This window comes from Eggerthella sp. BIOML-A4, assembly GCF_009875575.1.
GTDB classification, from domain to species: Bacteria; Actinomycetota; Coriobacteriia; order Coriobacteriales; family Eggerthellaceae; genus Eggerthella; species Eggerthella lenta.
Genome location: NZ_WWRX01000007.1, coordinates 71,368 through 91,737, shown reverse-complemented (window position 1 = coordinate 91,737; position 20,370 = coordinate 71,368). Strand labels below are relative to the sequence as shown.

Genomic DNA, 20,370 nt, shown 5'->3' with positions numbered 1-20,370 from the left:
TTTCCTTCCTACGCGACGCCCAGCGCCGTCAGGCCCATGTCCAGCAGTTTGATGGCGGCGAACGGCAAGACGATGCCGCCCAGGCCGTACACGGCCAGGTTGCGCTTGAGCAGGCTCTGGGACGTGGCCTCGCGGTACTTCACGCCTTTAAGAGCCAACGGGATGAGCGCCACGATGATGAGCGCGTTGTATATGACGGCCGCCAAGATGGCGGTGGTGGGGCTGGTCAGGCGCATGATGTTGAGCGCCTCGAGCGCGGGGTACAACGGCACGAACAACGCCGGGATGATGGCGAAGTACTTCGCCACGTCGTTGGCGATTGAGAACGTGGTCAGGCTGCCGCGCGTCATGAGCAGCTGTTTGCCGATGCGCACGATGTCGATGAGCTTCGTGGGGCTGGAATCGAGGTCCACCATGTTGCCGGCCTCTTTCGCCGCCTGGGTGCCGCTGTTCATGGCCACGGCCACATCGGCCTGCGCGAGCGCCGGCGCGTCGTTCGTGCCGTCGCCCGTCATGGCCACCATGTGGCCCTCGGCCTGATACTGCCGGATGGCGGCCAGCTTCGTCTCGGGCGTTGCCTCGGCGATGAAGTCGTCCACGCCGGCCTCGGCGGCGATGGCGGCGGCCGTCAGCGGGTTGTCGCCCGTGATCATGACGGTTTTGATGCCCATCGTGCGCAAGTCGGCGAAATTCTCCTTGATGCCCTGCTTGACGATGTCCTTCAGATAGACGACGCCCAGAATACGATGATCGCGAGCAACAAGCAGCGGAGTGCCGCCTGCGCGCGAGACATGCTCAACCGCTGAGGCGCACTGAGCGCTGTACGTGCCGCCGCACGACTCCACATAACTCTTGACGGCATCGGCCGCCCCCTTCCGAATCTCGTGGCCCTCGAAGTCCACGCCGCTCATGCGCGTCTGCGCCGTGAACGGGATGGTCGTCATGCCCGACCCTTCCAGCACGCGGGCGCGGATGTCGAACAGCTCCTTCGCCAGCACCACGATGCTGCGACCCTCCGGCGTCTCGTCGGTGAGGCTTGCCAGTTGCGCCGCGTCGGCAACCTCGCGCTCGCTTGCGCCGTCGACCGGGATGAACTCGGCCGCCTGGCGGTTGCCCAGCGTGATGGTGCCCGTCTTGTCCAGCAGCAGCACGTCCACGTCGCCAGCCGCCTCCACGGCGCGGCCGCTCATGGCCAGCACGTTCGCCTGGTTGAGGCGGCTCATGCCTGCGATGCCGATGGCGCTCAGCAGCGCGCCGATGGTGGTAGGCGCCAAGCACACGAACAGCGCGACGAGCGAGGCGATGGTGGTGGGATTCGCGATGCCCTCCTGGCTGGCGCCGAACCCGCTGAACGCGAACAGCGACACGGACACGACCAAGAACACGATGGTCAGCGCGATGAGCAGGATCTCGAGCGCGATCTCGTTCGGCGTCTTCTTACGCGCGGCCGATTCCACCATGGCGATCATCTGGTCGAGGAAGCTGTGACCGGCATCGGCCGTCACGCGCACCACCAGCCAGTCGGACAGCACCGTGGTGCCCCCGGTGACGGCCGAGCGATCGCCGCCGGCCTCGCGGATGACCGGGGCGGACTCGCCCGTGATGGCGCTTTCGTCAACCGACGCGGCTCCCATGACTATTTCGCCGTCGGCGGGAATCTGTTCGTTCGCCGTCACGAAGAACAGGTCCTTCTTCTTGAGGACGGCCGAACTCACCTCCTCGGCGTTGAGCCGGAAGAACTCGGCCGGGTCGTCCGCATGGGTGCCTTTGGCCACAAGGCCTTCGTTCAGCTTATGGGCGTCGATGTCGCGCTTCGCGGCGCGCAACGAGTCGGCTTGAGCCTTGCCGCGTCCCTCGGCGAGCGCCTCCGCGAAGTTCGCGAACAGCACCGTGAGCCACAGCACCGCCGATACGGCGAAGATGAAAGCGGGATGCGCATCGGCGACGCCGAACAGCGACAGCGCGAACAGGCCGAGCGTCAGGATAGCCGAAATATACACCATGAGCATGACCGGGTTCTTCGCCTGCTCGCGCGGCGTGAGCTTCGCGAACGAGTCGATCACGGCGCGCTTGGCCAACGCGCTCATCGACGCCTTGCGCCCGGCGCGCTTGCCACCTTGCGGGCTTGCGCCCATAGGAGTTTCGTTCATTGCAGTAGTCGTCATCTTTCTTTCGCCCGCCTTCCTAGAGCACCATCATCAGCTGTTCGGCCACGGGACCCAGCGCAAGCGCGGGGAACATCGTGAGCGCGCCGATCAGCAGCACCATGAGTACGAGCAGGAACACGAACAGCGCGTTGCTGGTGGACAGCGTGCCGGCGCTCGTCGCCACCTTGGGACGTACGGCCAGGCTGCCGGCCAGCACGCACACCGCCGCGATGGGGATGAAGCGGTTCGCCAACATCTCGAATCCCAGCACCAGGTTGATCAGAGGCGTGTTGCCGTTGAATCCCGCGAAGGCCGAACCGTTGTTGCCTCCTGCGGACGTGGCAGCGTACAGCACTTCCGAAAACCCGTGCACGCCGGGATTGTTCAGGCTGTTCGCCGTCGCCGGGTCGAGGCTCATGATGCCCGCGCCGACTAGGATGAGCAGCGGCGTGGTGATGCACAGGATCACGGCCATGCGCATCTCCTTCGGGCCGATTTTCTTGCCCAGGTACTCGGGCGTGCGGCCCACCATGAGCCCGGCGATGAACACCGTGAGGATGACGAAGCCCAGCATGCCGTACAAGCCGCAGCCGACGCCTCCGAACACCACCTCTCCCAGCGCCATCAACACGATGGGCACCATGCCGCCGATAGGCGTGAAGCTGTCGTGCATGGCGTTGACCGAACCGTTCGAGGCGGCCGTGGTGAACGCGGCCCACAGCGACGAGTCGGTCACGCCGAAGCGCGTCTCCTTGCCTTCCATGTTGCCGCCGGATTGCCCGCTGGCGCCCATGTACACCTGCCCGTCGGCCGCCAGCTGGGGCGTGCCCATCTGCTCGAACACCGCGATGGCCACGAGCGCGCCTACCAGCAAGATGAACATGGCCGCGAACACGGCGCGCCCCTGGCGGCGATCCATGACGAAGCGGCCGAAGCTGAACACGCACGCCACGGGGATGAGCAGCAGCGACAGGCATTGCACCAGGTTGGTGAGGGGCGTGGGGTTCTCGAGCGCGCTTGCGGAGTTCACGCCGTTGTAGCCGCCGCCGTTCGTGCCCAGCTGCTTGATGGCGACCTGGCTGGCCTGCGGGCCCATCGGCACCGTCGCCTGGTCGATGGTTTCCACGGCGGCCGGATCGTCGGCATCGACGATGCTGCCATCAGCGGTCACGCCGACCGGCTCCAGCAGCTGCACCGTCTCGTACTCGTTGAAATTCTGCGGCGAGCCCTGCTGCACGTCGATCATCGTCACCACAAGCGACAGCGGGATGAGCACGAACAGCACCGCGCGCGTCACATCGACCCAGAAGTTTCCGAGGCCCGGATTCCCTTCGCTCACGATGCCGCGGAACAGCGCGAACAAAACGCCCAAGCCCACGGCGGGCGTGACGAAGTTCTGCACCGTCAGGCCGATCGCCTGGGAGAAGTAGCTGAGCGCGCTCTCGCCGCTGTACGCCTGCCAGTTCGTGTTCGTGACGAAGCTGACGGCGGTGTTGAACGCGAGATCCCAGGACAGCCCGGGAAGCCCTTCGGGGTTGAACGGCAGCAGACCTTGCAGCATGAGAATGGCGAACAGCCCGACCAGGCAGATCGCCGAAAACGCGAACGCGCTCACAAGATAGCGCTTCCACCCCATGTCCTCGGACTTGTCTACGCGGATGCAGCGGTAGACCGCGTTCTCCACCGGAACCAGCACCCGCGAGAGCACGGTCTTCTGACCGGCCATGACCTTGTTGAGGTACGCGCTCAGCGGGATGGCCAAAGCCACCAGCAGCGCCAGGTACACGCCGTATTCGAACAGCTCGTCTATCACCGTTCGTCACCGCCCCTGAGAAGCTTGTAGAACAGGTAGAGCGCAAGGAAGATGCTCAACCCTCCTACGAAGCCTGCTACGAATTCCATCTCGATCCTTTCCTATCGGTCCTTTTGCGTGGCGGCGCATACGACAGCACCGCCACGAACCCAGCATAGGAAGAACCGCATGAGCACGGCGTAAAGATGGAGGGTGCGGGCGTTAAGATGAGGTTAAGACGGAGGTCGGCCGGAACGTCAGCACTGACCCGGAGAGGCGGTGCTACGCCAAGCGCGCCGCAACAAGGCGATTGAGGGACACTCGCTCCTCTGCGGCCTCCATCGCAAGCCTACGATGGAGTTCGGGAGGGATGCGCACTTGGAACTTCCCAGAGTACGCCCGGCTCGCAATCGGGGCGGGCGCGGCTTCTCCCAAGGCTTCCATATCGGCAACGGCTTCGACGGCAAGCGACCGAATGCCGTCGAACGCCTTTTCGGGCGTGTCCGCAAGCCACGAAAGCGAAGGCATCTCGGCAACCGTCCCGACGTATTCCCCATCCTCCTGTGACCACACGACCCGATACGCGTATCGATCTGCATCGTTCACGTCACTGCACCTCCGATACCATGTCTATCGCTTTAAGGACCTGCCTTACCTGATAAGGCTTCGCTTTGCCGCGATCGTTCTGGATATTGATGCGCGGATCGCCGCTCCAAGGCGTACGGTACACGCGATGCGACGTCCCTTTCTGGCGCGGCTCGCCGAAATACGTCTCGCAAACGTACGCGAGATCCGAGAAAGCGACGTTGCAGGGATTTTGCCGCATCGCCCCGACGATGCGCTCCAATCTACTCATGAATAGTATCACTATCGATACCATACAACAAGATGCGCAGACGAGCCATGCGTGACCCCTTCCCTCCGTGGCGCTTCGGACCGAAGGGTGCAGCAAAGCACAACGCCGTTTTTCCTTACCCTCTCAGTATAAAGAAAAACGAACTTATGTTCTAGTATTGACTTTGTTCAGCCTCTTGTTCAACGAGTACGCATAAGGGCGTAGCGACGCCTCGACTCGTCAGTACGGCTCGTCGAGGTTGGCGTGGGCTTGGGCGTCGGCTTCCAGGGTGAAGAACTTGCCCTGGTTGTGGCGGTCGAGGGCCACCAGCGCGATCATGCCGGCGTTGTCGCCGCAAGCGCTCAAGGGCGGCAGGGTGAGGCGCACGTGCAGACGCTCGCACAGCTGCTCGTACGCGTCGCGCAGCGCGGGGTTCGCAGCCACGCCGCCGCCGAGGCAGAACGTGCGCGCGCCCGTCTGCTCGAGCGCCATTTCGGCCTTCTTCACCTGCACGTCCACCACCGCCTGCTGGAAACTGGCGCAGATGTTCGGCACGTTCAGCTCGCGGCCGGCGGCGCGTTCGTTGTTGATATAGGTGACCACCGCGGTTTTCAGACCCGACAACGAGAAGCGCAGGTCGCCCGAGTGCATCATGGCACGCGGGAACGGGATGGCGTTCGGGTCGCCCTTGGCCGCCTCGCGCGAGATGACGGGACCGCCCGGATAGCCCAGGCCCAGCGCCTTCGCCACCTTGTCGAACGCCTCGCCCACCGCGTCGTCGATGGTAGCGCCCAGCGTTTCGTAGTCGCCCCAGCCCTTCATATGCACGAGCAGCGTGTTGCCGCCCGACACGAGCGACACCACCGCGGGCGGCTGGAAATCGGGCGCGCCGATCTTGTTCGCGTACAGGTGGCCTTCCAGATGGTTCACGCCGATGAACGGCTTGCCGGCCGCCCACGCGGCGCCCTTCGCGAACGCAACGCCCACCACGAGCGCACCCACGAGCCCCGGCGCGTACGTCACGGCAATGGAATCCAGATCGCGCCAGGTCAGACGTTCGATGCCCAGCGCGGAAGCAGCCACGTCGAAGCACTCGTCGCACACGCCGCAGATAGCCTCGATGTGCTTGCGGCTAGCGATCTCGGGCACCACGCCGCCGAAGCGCGCATGGAAGTCGATCTGCGAGGCCACGACGTCGGCGATAAGCGTGCCGTTGCCGTCGACGATGGCGGCCGCCGTCTCGTCGCAGGACGATTCGATGGCGAGGATGAGGGGGCGGCGTTCGGATGTTTCGCGTGAAACATCCGTTTGCACTTCGTCACGGAGGGAGCGGGCATCGTCGCTGGCAGCGCCCACCACCAGCTCCATGCCGGCCACATCGTGCCTGGCCAACGGCAGAGGGCCCTCCATGATGACGGCGTCCTCGCCGTCGGAGTAGTAACGCGGGCGCACACCCAGCGAACGGAAGCCGAGCGCGGCGTACAACTCCTGCGCACCGACATTCCCCGCCCGCACCTCGAGCGAGCAACGGGACGCGCCCAGGTCGCGCGCATCGGCCGCCACGTGCGCCAACAGCTCGCGCGCGATGCCGCGTCGCCGCATGGCCGGGTCGACGCCCACCTTGAGGATCTGCACCTGCCCGTCGACGATCCACCCGCCGGCGTAACCCGCAAGCGCTTCCCCTTCGTAAGCTGCCCACCACACGCGGTCGGCGCGGGGGAGTTCGTCGGCCACGAGCGCTTCGCTCCAAGCGTCTGATCCCATGACTAGGGACTCCAACGTCGCGACAGCGCCTGCATGGGCGGCATCGAGCGGCTTGTACGTGATGCCATGCTCGTCGGGCTGTGCGTTCAGGATGGCGGTATCGTGCATGGTCGCGCGCTGGTCGGCCCGCTTCGCCACGTCCTGCACGCCGGTCGCAAGGTTCTTCGGATCGTTCTTCGCCAGGCGGATGCGCTCGTTCTCCTCCGCATCCGATAGGCGCGTGTACACCGGCAGCGCGAACGCAGGGTCATGGCGACGCGCATCGAGCGGGTCGGCCTCGCCCGCCCGCCACGCCGCCTGCAGCGCCAGCAACAGCCCGCGACCCGTCGGCATCCACAACTCGGCAGGCAGCGCCGCCCCGCAGCCCTCAAATAACTCCCCATATTTCTTCAGCGCATCGCCGCAAAGAAGACGTGCGGAAACCTGCGGCCACGCGTCCCCCTCGGCAGGGTCGGCGTCTGCGATGGCGCCCACCAAGCGAGTCTCCCCTTCGGGGACTTGCTCCGCTTCGCTCCGCGGCGCCGCGCCCGTCGAGCCGAAACGTCCTGCGGACGTTTCGTGCGAGCCAGGACTGTCCGAGCGACTGGGCACCGTCGCAGACGCCGACCCGGACAGGTCGCCCTCAGCAGCAAGTTCCCGCGCGGCGTCTTCGGCCTTCACCACGCGGTCGGCCTCCAACCGCTCGATGCCCGTATCGTTCAGCAGATAGCGCACCGGGTACACTTCCTTGCGCATGGCGTCGGCCACCACGGACAGCGGCCCGCGCTCGCCCGCCGCCCATGCGTTCCACGCCACCGCATCAAGCGACGATACGCCAACCAGCGGCACCTCGAGTGCTGACGCGATGCCCTTCGCCGTAGCCATCGCGATGCGCACGCCCGTGAACGATCCCGGGCCGCGGCCCACCGCCACGCACGCGATGTCCTCGCGTGCCACGCCGTGTTCGGCCAACGCTGCGTCGATGCGGGGCAGCAGCTGGGTGTTCGACGCGCGTCGAGCCTCGGCTTCCACGGAAGCCGTCAACTCGATCATACGCGACGACGCATGCAGCACGCCCAACCCGATAGCGATGATTTCGTTGGCAGTATCGAAGGCGAGCACGTACCGTGCCCGCTCGGACGCCCCTTCGGGACGCAAATTCATGTCGCTCACGCAGTTCCTCCCGCGCACTTCATCAGCCGCGATTTCGAATCCTTCGCCCACACGAACAGCAACCGACGTGCACGGTCGCCGTAAGCGTGGGTCCGCACGGAGCGGTTGCCCTCGTCGTCCACCCTGATGGATATCTCCAGATAACCGTACGGAAGCGCCTCAGGGAACTTCTCACCCCACTCGACGAACGACGCGCCGTCGCCGTCGATGGTCTCGTAATAGCCGATGTCCTCGAGCTCGTCCGCCTCTTCGAGTCGGTACAGATCGAAGTGGTACAACGGCAGCGAGCCGGCAGGGTACGTCAGCAAGATGTTGAACGTGGGGCTGGTCACCTGGTCGCGCACGCCGAGCCCTGCCGCCACGCCCTGCACGAACTGCGTCTTGCCCGCACCTAGATCGCCCGACAGCACGATGACGTCGCCCGCCTGCAAGTAGGGCGCAAGCGTGGCCGCCAGCTGTTTCGTCGCCTCGGACGAGGTGGTTTTGCGCATGTATGTAAGTCCGTTTGCCATGCTTCGTATCATACGCTAAACGCGCCTGCGCGAACCAGCCCTCCCGAATATCCCCGCATTCGAGGGAAGATGCGCCGCGCGTAGCGCTCGATGAGCTATCATCGCAGCAAACAAACCCGTCCGACCTTGTCGGCGACAACGTAAGGAGCCACGCCATGTACGAACAGCGCATCAAAACCGTGAGGCGCAACCTCGCGAACCGAGGTCTCGAGCAGATGCTCGTATGCGATCCCCGTTCCATCCACTATCTCACCGGAGCGTTCATCGAGCCGGGCGAGCGCTTCCTCGGGCTGATCGTCGGATCGGACGCTCGACCCACCCTCGTGCTGAATGCGCTGTTCGCCGCGCCGGCCGACGCCGCCTGCACCGTGCGCTCGTTCACCGACACCGACGATCCGCTGGCCATCGTCGAAGGGCTGTGCGATGCCGACAAGCCGCTGGGCTGCGACAAGAACCTGCCTGCCCGCTTCCTGCTGCCGCTCATGGAGCGCGGCGCGGCGAGCGGCTTCGTGCTGGCCTCTGATGCGGTAGACGACGCGCGCGCCATCAAGGACGATACCGAGCGCGAGCTTATGCGCGCCGCCAGCGCCGCGAACGATGCCGCCATGGACCGTTTCCGCCGGCTCGTGCACGAGGGCGTCACCGAGGCCGACGTGGCCGGCCAGCTGGAGGCGATCTACCGCGAACTGGGCGCGCAGGGCCACTCGTTCACCCCCATCGTCAGCTTCGGCGCGAACGCGGCCGATCCGCACCACGAGCCCGACGACACGCCGCTGGCCAGCGGTGACGTGGTCCTGTTCGACGTGGGTTGCCGCAAGGGCGAGTACTGCTCCGACATGACGCGCACCTTCGTGTTCGGCGAGCCCAGCGAAAAACTGCGCGAGGTGCACGACACCGTGCGGCGCGCGAACGAGGCGGCGCGCAAGCTGGTAGCTCCCGGCGTGCGCTTCTGCGACATCGACGCCGCAGCTCGCTCAATCATCGAAGAGGCGGGCTACGGCTCCTACTTCACGCATCGCCTGGGACACCAGATCGGCCTCGACGTGCACGAGCCCGGCGACGTGTCGGCCGCGCACGACGCGCCGGTGCAAGCGGGCATGGTGTTCTCCATCGAGCCGGGCATCTACCTGCCCGGCGAGTTCGGCGTGCGCATCGAGGACCTCGTGCTGGTCACCGAAGACGGCTGCGAAGTGCTCAACAGCTACCCCCGCGAGCTGGTTTCGATCGGCTAGCGCAAAGAAGTCACCGGGGTGGTTTCTCCAACGCGAATGCGGGCGTTTCGCATGAAACGCCCGCGAGTTGCTTGCCGGTTGCAGGTTAATATTAGCCGAAAAGTCATGGACAAAACGGGGCACTTTTCAGTATTCTCTGCCTAGGATGAAGCCAACGAAAGCTTTCTCACCTGGCATTTCTTCGAATTGTCTTGACCAAGCACTCCGATTCGCTGCTGAAAACTACCGAAAAGCGGCATGTTTTGTCCATGATGATTTTCATCATATATATGAATGGCGAAGCTTGCAGCTCCTTTGACGCCGAGCGCCGGCTAACAGGGCTACGCTCAGATGCAGGGAATGAAGGCACCCACACCGCGTCAGAGGCTGGGTGCTTGCGTTGATTTGGGAGGTTATCCGCGCTTCATGCCGCTTCTCCTGGCGGCGGCTTTCGCATCGTGCAGGCGCTTGCAGTCGGGGCAGATGGACGTGAGCGCGCGAGCGCGAGCGGCATCGGCGTGCTCCTCCTGCTCGAGCAGCTCGTTCGCGAACGCCACCTCCTTGTTCGTTGCGTAGTAACGGCCGCACGACTCGCACTCGGCCAACGCGAACAGGCAGCGCTTGGGCGGCTCCGGGTCGTCGGCGAACTCCGCGCCCTCGATGAGGCCCATCGCGCCGGTGGGGCACACGGGCACGCAGCGACCGCACTGCGTGCAATCGTACAGGTCGAGCGTCCACACCAGCAGGCCTTCGTCCTCGTCGATGAAGATGCGGATAGCGCCCGCATCGCATGCCACCGCGCAGGCTGCGCAAGCGATGCAGCGCTCGAAGTCGTGGCGAGGCTTTCCTTTGACCGGCTCGTGGACGCGGCGCGCCGACGAAGCGGGCCGTCCCGCCGAGATGGCGTTCGGCACGCGCGGCTTGATCGTCCCCATCAGGCATCCCCTTCCCTGTCGAACAACGCATCGACCCGAACGGCCAGGTCAGCTCCCAAAGCGCCGCGCATGGCGATGTCGGTCATCTCGATGGCCTCGATGCGTCGCGTGCGACCCAAAGCCTCCAGCATGCCCTCGTCCACCAGCGCGAGCGCCTTCGTAGGGCAGGCCTCCACGCAACGCGGGCCGTTCGGCGACTTCGCGCACAGGTCGCACATCACCACCGACGTGTAGGCGCCCGTCTCCTTCTGGCGCAGCAACCCGGCCGAGCGCGCCGACGAAGCGCGGCTGTACGGCGCCGCCTTGACGTGCGCGGTCGAGGGCGCCGACGGGTACACCGCCCCGAACGGGCACACGAGCGCGCACAGCAAACACCCTGTGCAGCGGCTTTCGTCCACGTGCAGGCGATCGCGCTCCTGTACGATGGCGCCCTCGGGGCACACCGTCATGCAAGGCGCGCCTTCGCACTGATGGCACGTCACGGCGGCCGACACCGTGCGCGTCTTCACGAGCGAGATGCGCGAGGCGGGCCGCAGGGCGCGGCGGCGATGGCTTTCCGTGCAGGTGACGCGGCAGGCGCTGCAGCCGATGCACCGCGACGGGTCGGATACGACGAAGCGGTTCATACGAGCGTCTCTTCCTCGCCGTTCGCGTACAGCGCGCGGCCCGCCACCTCGGCCTCGTGCGGCGCGAACGCGCGGGGCGGCTCGGCGGCGGCAACCGATGGGACGCCTGCTGCCCCCGAAACTCCTCCTGCTAACGCCGCGCGGGATCCTTCGACTCCGGCGGCTTCGCCGCCTTCGGTCGCTCCGCCCGGAACGGCGGGAACGACATCGGCCACTTCGCTCGAAGCGGCCGAAATCTCGGTCTCGGGCTGCGGGTTTTGCCGGTCGGCCTCGGCTGCCAGCTGCGCCTTCAGCTCGGCGTAGCGCTCCACAAGGTACGTTTCGGCCCACGCCTGATCGGGAATGGCCTCCACCTGGCAGGCGCTGTACTTGTCTTCGGGCGTGCCCGATTCGCCGTCGGTGGCGTGCAGGGTCAGCTCGTTGCACTTGCCGATCCACCACTGGTAGGTCATGTACACGGCGCCGTCGTTGATGCGCTCGTCCACCGCCGCGCGCGCCAGCACCTTGCCACGGCGCGACGCGACCCACACGAGCTGCTCCTCGTCGATACCGCGCGCGTCGGCGTCGACCGGGCTGATGCTCACGTAGCCCGGCTCGTCGGCCAGCGCTGCCAGCGCTTTGCAGTTGCCGGTCATCGAACGGCACGAGTAGTGACCCACCTCGCGCACCGTGCACAGCACGAGCGGATAGCGCTCGTCGGGCTGCTCGGTGGGCGGACGCCACGCAGCCGCCTCGAGGCGACCCTTTCCGTCGGGCGTGGTGAAGATGCCGCCCGCGAACAGCTCGGCCGTGCCGTGGTTGTCGGGATCGTCCGCGGCCTCGGCGAAGATGGGCCACTGAGCGTAGCCCGTGCCGGCCATCTTCTCGTACGTCGCACCGGCGAACTGGGGGCACAGGCTGCGCACTTCGTCCCAGATTTCCTGGGTGTCGCGGTAGTGCATTGGATAGCCCATGCGCGTGGACAGGTCGGCGAAAATCTGCCAGTCGTGGCGGCACTCGCCCTTCGGCGGCAGCGCGGCGGTGGTGCGCTGGAACGAGCGGTCCGACGCGGTGTACACGGCGTCGTGCTCGGCCCACGACGTGGCGGGCAGCACCACGTCGGCCAGCGCCGTGGTCTGGGTCATGAAGATGTCCTGGCTGATCAGCAGGTCGAGGCCTTCCAGCGTGGCGCGCATCTGCGCCGTGTCGGGCTCGGTTTGCAGCGGGTCTTCACCGAAGTTGTAGAACGCGCGGATCGTGCCCTCGGCCACGCCGTGCGGCAGGTCGGTGAGTTTGAAACCCTCCTTGAGCGACAGGCGTTCCTCGTCGACACCCCAGGCCGCTGCGAACTTCGCGCGCACCGCAGGGTCGCTCACGCGCTGGTAGCCGGGATACAGGCTGGGCCACATGCCCATGTCGCAGCTGCCTTGCACGTTGTTCTGGCCGCGCACCGGCGCAAGCCCGCTCGCATGCGTGCCGATATGCCCGGTGATCATGGCCAACGCCGCGATGGCGCGCACGGTCTGCACGCCTTGCGCCTGCTGTGTCACGCCCATCCCCCAGCCGATGACAGCCGTATCGGCGTTGGCGTAGCGGCGCGCCGCCTGGCGGATGGTTTCGGACGGAAGACCCGTGACCTCTTCCACATCCTCGGGCGCGTAGTCCTGCACGACCTCCCACCAGACATCGAAGCCCGTCGTGTGCTCGTCGATGAAATCCCAGTCGGCAAGCTCCTCGTCGATGATCGCATACGCGAACGCGTTCAGCAACGCCAGGTTCGACCCGTTCTTCAGCGGCAGGTACATATCCGCGATGCGTGCCGACTCGATGACGCGCGGATCGCACACGATGAGATCGGCCCCGCGCTCCTTCGCGTTCACGATGCGGCGCGCCACTATTGGATGGCTGGCCGCCGGGTTGTAGCCGAACAGCAAGATGCAGTCCGTCTCCTCCAACGTGGGGATGCTCACGCTCATGGCACCCGATCCGACGACTTCCATGAGCCCGATGACGCTGGCCGCATGACAGGTGCGCGCGCAGTTGTCGATGTTGTTCGTGCCCAGACAGGCTCGCGTGAACTTCTGCATCACGTAGTTGGCCTCGTTACCCGCGCCGCGCGACGAACCGGTGAGCATCACGGATTCCGCACCATGCTCCTCAATTATGGCGCGGAGCCGCTCGGCCGTGAAATCGAGCGCCTCGTCCCAGGTGACGCGCTCGAGCGGCGCGCCTTTCGTGCGGCGGATCATAGGATGGTAGATGCGCGGCGTGAGGATTTTCGTGTCGTTGACGAAATCGTAGCCGTACATGCCCTTCAGGCACAGCTCGCCTTCATTCGTGATACCGGGAAGGCCTTCCGCATCGATGACCTGGCCGTTTTCCACCACGAGGTTCATCTTGCAACCGGCGCCGCAGTACGGGCACACCGCCATATGCTTTTCCATGAGCCTACTCCCCCTCGTCCAGAGCCGCGTTGAGCTTCATGCTGGCGAACGACGCGGACGCTCGCGCCGCCGCCTTGCGCTTGTTCTGCCGCGCGCGCTCCATGAACTGCGCATCGATGAGCCGCAGCGCCTTGGTGGGACACGCCGCCGCGCACGCCGGGCCGCCGGCGCGATCGAGGCACAGGTCGCACTTCACCACGGTCGATTTCGTGCGCTTGCGCTTCTTCGCGCGAGCCCGCGCGCGGGCGCCCTTGTCATCCTGAGCGGAAGCCGCCGCAGCCTCGGTGCCGGACGCGGCTTCCGGTTCGGGCGGCAGCTTTTCGGTTACGATTTCCACCGCGCCGTACGGGCAGGCCAGCACGCAGTTGCGACAGCCGATGCACTTGTCCGGATGCACGCCCACATGCTCGTCGTCGGTGAACAGGCACCCCGTGGGGCACGCGTCCACGCACGGGGCCTCGGCGCAATGGTGGCAGCCGACAGGCGCCGAGATGGTGCGCGTAGTGACCAGCGTAAGACGCGGAACGGCCACGTCGTTCGGCACATCGTGGCGATGAAAACACGCAGCCATGCACGTCTTACAGCCGATGCAGGTAGCAGGATCGGCAATGACGAACTTGCGGCCCATCGGGGAAGAGGCTCGCACCGTCTAGCGCCTCCCGGTGCGCGCGGCCAGCGCCGCTTCGGCAGCGGCCACCGTATGCGCCATCGTCACCGACGTGGTGACCGTGCCGATACCGCCCGGCACCGGCGTGATAGCCGCCACAACCGGCTCGACCTCGGCGAAGTCCACGTCGCCACACAGGTTTCCCTGCGTGTCGAAGTTGATGCCCACGTCAAGTACCGTCTGACCCGGGCCGAAGAACTGTGCGCCGAACGTCCGAGCGCGACCGGTGGCGCAGATGACCACGTCGGCCGAACGCATGATGTCGGCTAGGTTCTCGGTCTTGCTGTGACAGATGGTCACGCTAGCGTTGCGGCGCAGCAGCATCATGGACACGGGCTTGCCCACGACGAGGCTGCGTCCCACCACCACGACGTGCTTGCCCTGGAGCGGCACCTGGTAATGATCGAGCAGCTGAATGCACGCGGCCGCCGTCGCGGGCGGGTAGCCCGCGTGGCCATCGGTGAACACCGAGGCCAGCGATGCCAGCGTGATGCCGTCGATATCCTTCTTCGGATCGAGCAGCTCGCACATGTGCGACTCGTCCACGAACGACGGCAGCGGCCGGAACAACAGGCAGCCGTGCACGTTTTCGTCGCGGTTCACCTCGTGGATGGCCGCCTCGATGGCCGCTTGGGGGGCGAACTCGTCCAACTCGTACGGCCTGATGGCGATGCCGAGCGATTCGGCACGTTTACGGGCCGTGCGTTCGTAGGACAGGTCGTCGGGACGCTGGCCTACGCGCACGAGCGCGAGCGCGGGCACGACCTTCGCGCGGCCGAGCGCCTCGATGCGCGCGCGTAGATCGAGCGCCATGCTGTCGACAACGGGCTTCCCCTTCAGTAGCTCAGCCATGTCTGCCTTTCTGGTTCGCGTCGTGAAACTGGCGATGTTACCGTATCGCGTCCATGGTGTAGGCGAGAATTCCGTCGGCGCGCTCGTTCGCCTCGGCGATAAGCCGATCGGCTTCGGCGCGATAGCGATCGGCGCGCGCTTCGTCGTCCATCGAGGCCGCGTTGATGTAGACGTTCATGCTGGCCGCCACCACGGCCGCGCGTGCCAGCACCGCCGCCGCACCCGCGTCCGAAACGGCCAGCTTGCTGCCGTTACGCGCGAGGAAATCGGCATGGTCGATGACCTCGGCGCACGTGCGCATGATGATCAGCGGCACATCGCACGCGGGTCCCAGCGCCAGCTGCAGCGCCGCCTGCTTCGCCGCCGCCTCCTCGGGCGTGGCCTTCGGCATGCGGTACGACGCGGCCAAAGGCTCGAACGCCTGCGCGTCCGACTCGATGAGCGCGAGCAGCTTGTTGCGCAGGAGCGCGAGCCGTTCGAGGGTCGCGCGCACGTCGTCTTCCACCGCCGCATACGTCTTCTTGCCCACGGTCAGGTTGCCCACCATGGACGCGAGCGCGGATGCCACAGCCCCCACGTAGGATGCCGCGCCACCTCCGCCAGGCGTGGGAGCCGCGCTCGCCAATTCGTCGATAAAGGTGGTGTCCAAGAAGATCCTCCTCGTCGCCGCGCTTATTGGTACCTGCATGATACGACAAGCCGACCGAAACGCGCGGAATCCTGAGATAATCCGCACGCTTCGGTCGGCAACCACCGCTTGGACGGTCAGCCCTCTTGCTACACGCTAAACGGAACGGGATCCTGATGCTCGGGGAAATCGATTTGGGAGATCATCTCCGATGTGATTCCAACCGATTCCAGCGTTACCGTTTCAGGTGCGGGAGGAGGCTCGGGAGGTTCGCCGGGAAAGGAAGGGCCCGGGTCGAAGACTTCTACGGCTTCACTCGAATGAGGCGTCACGTACAGCGCGCCGGAAGAATCGCAAGGCTGCAAGAGCGCACAGGTGCCAGGATCGCTCAGCATGTTCTGAACAACCTCGAGCCCGACGTTCGACATGGTGGTACCACCAGTAACGGCACCGGGATCGCACTTATAGATCCCGAACAACGCCACCACCTTGCCGTTGGAGTAGACCGCGTATCCTTCGCTCTCATCGCGCACTACGTCTCCGTTTTGGCGCGCGCTATACATTGGGATTACCTGGCTGAGCGCGAGGTTGTCGAAGTCGATGTCATCTGCGAATTGCAGCGCGCCCGTATAGACCTCGCCACTTTTCACTTGGGACATGTGCATCTTCGCAATATCCAGAACTTCCTGCTGCTTGAAGAACTTCTTTACCGGATTGTCCGAAAGCGCAATGCCGACAAGGACGACCGCGAGAAAGAGGGCGAAAGCGACCGCAAAGACCGCTTTCGCACCGTTGCTAACAGGTTTCATATCCTTCGACCCCTTTCACGGATCTAGCGCGAAACAGACGCGGATCTAGCGCGAATTCTCAGGGAGGGAACCAGGGAGAAGCTGAGATAGCAAAGCCCGGGCGTGAACCCGGGCTCCCACATTAACCTGCGCCGCCCGAAGGGGATCGTGTAGCCACCTAAACTCACATCCTGGGCACAGCCGGTAGGCGTAGTATACGACAGGAGCGCCCCCGATTTCAACCGAAATCGGGGGCGCTCCAAGCTTAGAACAGGCCGGAGATCTTGCCGGTTTCGTCGACGTCGATGCGCTCGGCGGCGGGCACCTTCGGCAGGCCCGGCATGGTCATGATGTCGCCGGTCAGCGCCACCACGAAGCCGGCGCCGGCCGACACCTTCGCGTTGCGCACCGTGATGCGGAAGCCGCGCGGCGCGCCCAGCTTCTTCTGATCGTCCGAGAAGCTGTACTGCGTCTTCGCCATGCACACCGGCATGCCGCCGAAGCCCAGGTCCTCGAGCTTCTTGAGCTCGGCCATGGCCTTCGGCTCGAAGTCCACACCGTCGGCATGGTACACGCGCGTGGCGATGGCCTCGATCTTCTCGGCCAGCGACAGGTCGTCGCCGTAGGCGAACTGGAAGTCGTTCGGCTCTTCGCACAGGCGCACCACTTCGTCGGCCAGGGCCAGGCCGCCCTCGCCGCCCTTCGCCCACACCTCGGACAACGCCACGTTCACGCCCAGCTCGCGGCACTTGTCCTCCACCAGCTTGAGCTCGGCTTCCGTGTCCGTGGGGAAGCGGTTGATGGCCACGACGCACGGCAGCTGGTACACCTTCGTGATGTTCTCCACGTGCTGCAGCAGGTTCGGCAGACCCGCCTCCAACGCCTCGAGGTTCTCGTCGTTGAGATCGGCCTTCGCCACGCCGCCGTGGTTCTTCAGCGCGCGCACCGTGGCCACGACGACCACCGCGTCGGGATTGAGGCCCGCAAGGCGGCACTTGATGTCGAGGAACTTCTCCGCGCCCAGGTCGGCGCCGAAGCCGGCCTCCGTCACGCAGTAGTCGCCCAGCGCCATGGCCATGCGCGTGGCCATGATGGAGTTGCAGCCGTGCGCGATGTTGGCGAAGGGGCCGCCGTGCACGAACGCCGGCGTGCCTTCCAGCGTTTGCACGAGGTTCGGCTTGAGGGCGTCCTTCAGCAGCGCGGCCATGGCGCCCTGCGCCTTGAGGTCGCCGGCCGTGACGGGCTTGTCGTCGCGCGTGTAGCCCACGACGATGCGGGCCAGGCGCTCTTTGAGGTCGGTGATGGAGGTGGACAGGCAGAAGATGGCCATGATCTCGCTGGCAACCGTGATGTCGAAGCCGTCCTCGCGCGGCACGCCGTGGGCCTTGCCGCCCATGCCGTCCACCACGTTGCGCAGCTGGCGGTCGTTCATGTCCACCACGCGCTTCCAGGTGATCTTGCGCACGTCGATGCCCAGCTCGTTGCCCTGCTGGATGTGGTTGTCCAGCATGGCGGCCAGGAGGTTGTTGGCGGCGCCGATGGCGTGGAAGTCGCCGGTGAAGTGCAGGTTGATGTCCTCCATAGGGATGACCTGGGCGTATCCGCCGCCTGCAGCGCCGCCCTTCACGCCGAACACGGGGCCCAGGCTGGGCTCGCGCAGCGCAACGACCACGTTCTTGCCCTGGCGAGCCAGCGCGTCGGCCAAGCCCACCGTCGTGGTGGTCTTGCCCTCGCCGGCGGGCGTCGGGTTGATGGCCGTCACCAGGATGAGCTTGCCGGGCGCGTGCTCCTCGTCGGTGAGCAGGTTGTAGTCCACCTTCGCCTTGTTCGTACCGTACAGCTCGAGATACGACTCCGGCACGCCCGCCTTCTCGGCGATCGCGCTGATGTGCTGGGGTTTCGTCGCCTGGGCAATTTCAATGTCGCTCAACACGTCGGGCCCTTCCTTTCGTTCCCGCCCGCTCATTGCAGACGGCGCGGCTTTTCTGATAGAAGCATTCTACCCGCCGAACGCAACGGGAACGAGAAGCATTCCTCCAACAGCGCAAGAAAGCCAACGTTGCGGCAAATAGGCCGCGACGCATGAAGCTCCGTCGGGCCACATCGAACCCGCCGTCGCACCGAACCCTACGAGACGACCCCGCGTCAATGATGGTCTGAAGCAGCTGCGTCGGCGAAACGGCTCGGCGCGAAACAGGGTAGGGCAACGCATCGCGCGCCTTAAACGCTGGCGGCGCCTTCCTGCGCTTCGTACACGAGACGCAATCCCTCGAGGGTCAACTCGGGGTTGATGGCGGTGATGGTCTGCGACTGGGCCGCCACGCGCGAGGCCAGGCCGCCCGTCGCCACCACAGGAGTCTCGTAGCCCAGCTGCGCGAAGATGCGGCGGATGATGCCGTCCACGCGATCGGCCTCGCCGTACACGATGCCCGCCTGGATGGCCTCTTCCGTGTTGCGCCCGATGGCAGTATGAGGGTCGATCAAGTCGATGGCGCCCAGCTTCGTGGCGTGCGAGAACAGCGCAGAAGCCGACGTTTCCACGCCCGGCGCGATGACGCCGCCGATGAAGCGCCCGTCCGCGTCGACGACTTCCATGTTGGTGGCCGTGCCGAAATCCACCACGATCACGGGGGCGCCGTACAGCGCCTTCGCGGCCACGGCGTCGGCCACGCGGTCGGCCCCGATTTCATGAGGGTTGGGATAGTCGGCCTCGAACAGCGCGCCCGCCGTCTCCGCCGAGCACACGAGCGCGTCCTTCCCGATCATGCGATACGCGGCCGCGCACCATGCCATGGTGAGCGCGGGCACCACCGAGGCCAGCGCCACGCCGCGAACATCATCGAGCTTCAAGCCCTCGGACGCCAGCAACGGCACCAGTTTCACACGGAGCTCGTCGGAGGTATGGCTTTTGTTCGTGGCCACACGCCACCGATATTGCAGGCTCCCGTCCTGGTAGATCCCCACTACGGTTTGCGTATTTCCCACGTCGATGGCAAGTAACATGTTCCTGACAGTCTCCCTCGGTCGCACCCCGAATGCTTATAGTTGCTCTCGACATTATAACAACCCGCCCACGCGCATCTGTCAGGCACCGGCAACGGGAGTCCATCTGATAGAAAGGCAACACATGAACGACACCCCGCATCGCATTCTCGTTGTTGACGACGAGCCCTCCATTACCGAATTCGTCAGTTACGCCCTCAAGAAGGAGGGGTTCTTCACCGACGTGGTGGACAACGGCGAAGACGCGCTGGCGTTGGCCACGAAGAACTCGTACGATCTGTTCGTGCTCGACATCATGCTGCCCGGCATGGACGGCTACGAGCTGTGCCGCCGCCTGCGCTCGAAGACGACCGTACCCGTGTTGTTCCTGTCGGCTCGCGACACCGAGCTGGACAAGGTGGTGGGCCTGGAAATCGGCGGCGATGACTACTTGGCGAAGCCCTTCGGCGTGCGAGAGCTCATCGCACGCGTCCGCGCCCTGCTGCGCCGCGGATCGGGCGGCGACTTCCCCGGCGCTAACCACGCCGTCACCGCCAGCGGTATCACGCTTGACGAGGACGCCCACACGGCGTCGGGCGCGAACGGCGAGATCGACCTCACACCGCGCGAGTTCGAGTTGCTTGCCAGCCTCATGAAGAACGCCGGCAAGGTGGTTTCGCGCGAAGATCTGCTGCGCGACGCCTGGGGTTGGGAATACTTGACGGAAACCAAGACCGTCGACACCCACATCAAGCGTCTGCGTGATAAGATTGAGTCCGCCGGGTACGATCCCGGCTTGGTGGAAACGGTTCGCGGCTACGGATACAGGTTCAAGCAATAAAAAGACTGCAAACATACTTCTCGCTGCTGGCAACGCTGCTTTCGCTTCTCGCCGGCGCGGTTCTGGTTCTGATTTGCTTCCTCGCCTTCGACACTCCGTCGAAGGCGTTTTTGCTGCTTGCTCCCGTCGGTCTTGTGGTGTTCACGTTCAGCCTTATTATCGGACATTTCATATCTGAACCGCTACGCCTCTTGGCAAAGAAAACCGCCGCCTAT

At 65.2% G+C, this 20,370-nt stretch carries 17 protein-coding genes; 2 read left to right on the top strand and 15 right to left on the bottom strand.

The window, feature by feature from the left end; all coding sequences use genetic code 11:
* Window positions 1-8: 8 nt before the first annotated feature.
* The 6 genes from kdpB to tsaE form a co-directional block, all read right to left on the bottom strand.
* Window positions 9-2,135 (bottom strand): potassium-transporting ATPase subunit KdpB, encoded by a 2,127-nt coding sequence (gene kdpB / locus GT613_RS08550; protein WP_114516497.1) that lies wholly within the window; start codon window positions 2,133-2,135, stop codon window positions 9-11.
* Between the two features lie 49 nt (window positions 2,136-2,184).
* On the bottom strand, window positions 2,185-3,960 hold the full coding sequence (gene kdpA, locus GT613_RS08545; protein ID WP_009305209.1) for a potassium-transporting ATPase subunit KdpA: 1,776 nt from the start codon (window positions 3,958-3,960) through the stop codon (window positions 2,185-2,187).
* A 261-nt stretch (window positions 3,961-4,221) separates the two neighbouring features.
* Window positions 4,222-4,545 (bottom strand): type II toxin-antitoxin system HicB family antitoxin, encoded by a 324-nt coding sequence (locus tag GT613_RS15760; protein ID WP_009305210.1) that lies wholly within the window; start codon window positions 4,543-4,545, stop codon window positions 4,222-4,224.
* Window position 4,546: 1 nt separating this feature from the next.
* Window positions 4,547-4,795 (bottom strand): toxin-antitoxin system toxin component HicA family, encoded by a 249-nt coding sequence (locus tag GT613_RS08535; RefSeq protein ID WP_021410031.1) that lies wholly within the window; start codon window positions 4,793-4,795, stop codon window positions 4,547-4,549.
* A 219-nt stretch (window positions 4,796-5,014) separates the two neighbouring features.
* Window positions 5,015-7,690, bottom strand: coding sequence for a tRNA (adenosine(37)-N6)-threonylcarbamoyltransferase complex transferase subunit TsaD (gene tsaD / locus GT613_RS08530; protein ID WP_009305212.1), 2,676 nt, complete (start codon window positions 7,688-7,690; stop codon window positions 5,015-5,017).
* The gene (tsaE, locus tag GT613_RS08525; protein WP_009305213.1) at window positions 7,687-8,181 is read right to left on the bottom strand and encodes a tRNA (adenosine(37)-N6)-threonylcarbamoyltransferase complex ATPase subunit type 1 TsaE; all 495 of its coding nucleotides are present in this window, start codon (window positions 8,179-8,181) and stop codon (window positions 7,687-7,689) included. Before tsaE ends, tsaD begins: the two co-directional genes overlap by 4 nt.
* Before the next feature lie 176 nt (window positions 8,182-8,357).
* Between tsaE and GT613_RS08520 the strand changes: the two genes are divergently transcribed.
* Window positions 8,358-9,434, top strand: coding sequence for a Xaa-Pro peptidase family protein (locus GT613_RS08520; RefSeq protein ID WP_009305214.1), 1,077 nt, complete (start codon window positions 8,358-8,360; stop codon window positions 9,432-9,434).
* A gap of 392 nt (window positions 9,435-9,826) precedes the next feature.
* On the opposite strand, the gene GT613_RS08515 is transcribed toward GT613_RS08520, so the two are convergent.
* From GT613_RS08515 to GT613_RS08475, 9 genes are all read right to left on the bottom strand, one after another.
* The gene (locus tag GT613_RS08515; RefSeq protein ID WP_009305215.1) at window positions 9,827-10,348 is read right to left on the bottom strand and encodes a 4Fe-4S dicluster domain-containing protein; all 522 of its coding nucleotides are present in this window, start codon (window positions 10,346-10,348) and stop codon (window positions 9,827-9,829) included.
* Window positions 10,348-10,974, bottom strand: coding sequence for a 4Fe-4S dicluster domain-containing protein (locus GT613_RS08510; protein WP_009305216.1), 627 nt, complete (start codon window positions 10,972-10,974; stop codon window positions 10,348-10,350). The genes GT613_RS08515 and GT613_RS08510 overlap by 1 nt, the downstream gene beginning before the upstream one ends.
* Complete coding sequence (fdhF, locus tag GT613_RS08505; protein WP_009305217.1) at window positions 10,971-13,397, bottom strand: formate dehydrogenase subunit alpha; 2,427 nt, start codon at window positions 13,395-13,397, stop codon at window positions 10,971-10,973. The genes GT613_RS08510 and fdhF overlap by 4 nt, the downstream gene beginning before the upstream one ends.
* 4 nt (window positions 13,398-13,401) lie before the next feature.
* Entirely contained in the window at window positions 13,402-14,043 is a 642-nt protein-coding gene (locus tag GT613_RS08500; RefSeq protein ID WP_015761434.1) for a 4Fe-4S dicluster domain-containing protein, read from the bottom strand.
* 3 nt (window positions 14,044-14,046) lie between these two features.
* Complete coding sequence (locus GT613_RS08495; protein WP_009609033.1) at window positions 14,047-14,916, bottom strand: bifunctional 5,10-methylenetetrahydrofolate dehydrogenase/5,10-methenyltetrahydrofolate cyclohydrolase; 870 nt, start codon at window positions 14,914-14,916, stop codon at window positions 14,047-14,049.
* 37 nt (window positions 14,917-14,953) lie between these two features.
* Window positions 14,954-15,565: a cyclodeaminase/cyclohydrolase family protein gene (locus GT613_RS08490; protein ID WP_009609036.1), complete on the bottom strand. Its 612-nt coding sequence runs from the start codon at window positions 15,563-15,565 to the stop codon at window positions 14,954-14,956.
* A 128-nt stretch (window positions 15,566-15,693) separates the two neighbouring features.
* Window positions 15,694-16,353 (bottom strand): hypothetical protein, encoded by a 660-nt coding sequence (locus GT613_RS08485; RefSeq protein ID WP_015761435.1) that lies wholly within the window; start codon window positions 16,351-16,353, stop codon window positions 15,694-15,696.
* Between the two features lie 244 nt (window positions 16,354-16,597).
* Entirely contained in the window at window positions 16,598-18,265 is a 1,668-nt protein-coding gene (locus tag GT613_RS08480; RefSeq protein ID WP_015761436.1) for a formate--tetrahydrofolate ligase, read from the bottom strand.
* A gap of 287 nt (window positions 18,266-18,552) precedes the next feature.
* The gene (locus GT613_RS08475; protein WP_114516494.1) at window positions 18,553-19,335 is read right to left on the bottom strand and encodes a type III pantothenate kinase; all 783 of its coding nucleotides are present in this window, start codon (window positions 19,333-19,335) and stop codon (window positions 18,553-18,555) included.
* 124 nt (window positions 19,336-19,459) lie between these two features.
* Between GT613_RS08475 and GT613_RS08470 the strand changes: the two genes are divergently transcribed.
* Complete coding sequence (locus GT613_RS08470; protein WP_009305225.1) at window positions 19,460-20,155, top strand: response regulator transcription factor; 696 nt, start codon at window positions 19,460-19,462, stop codon at window positions 20,153-20,155.
* Window positions 20,156-20,370: the final 215 nt, after the last annotated feature.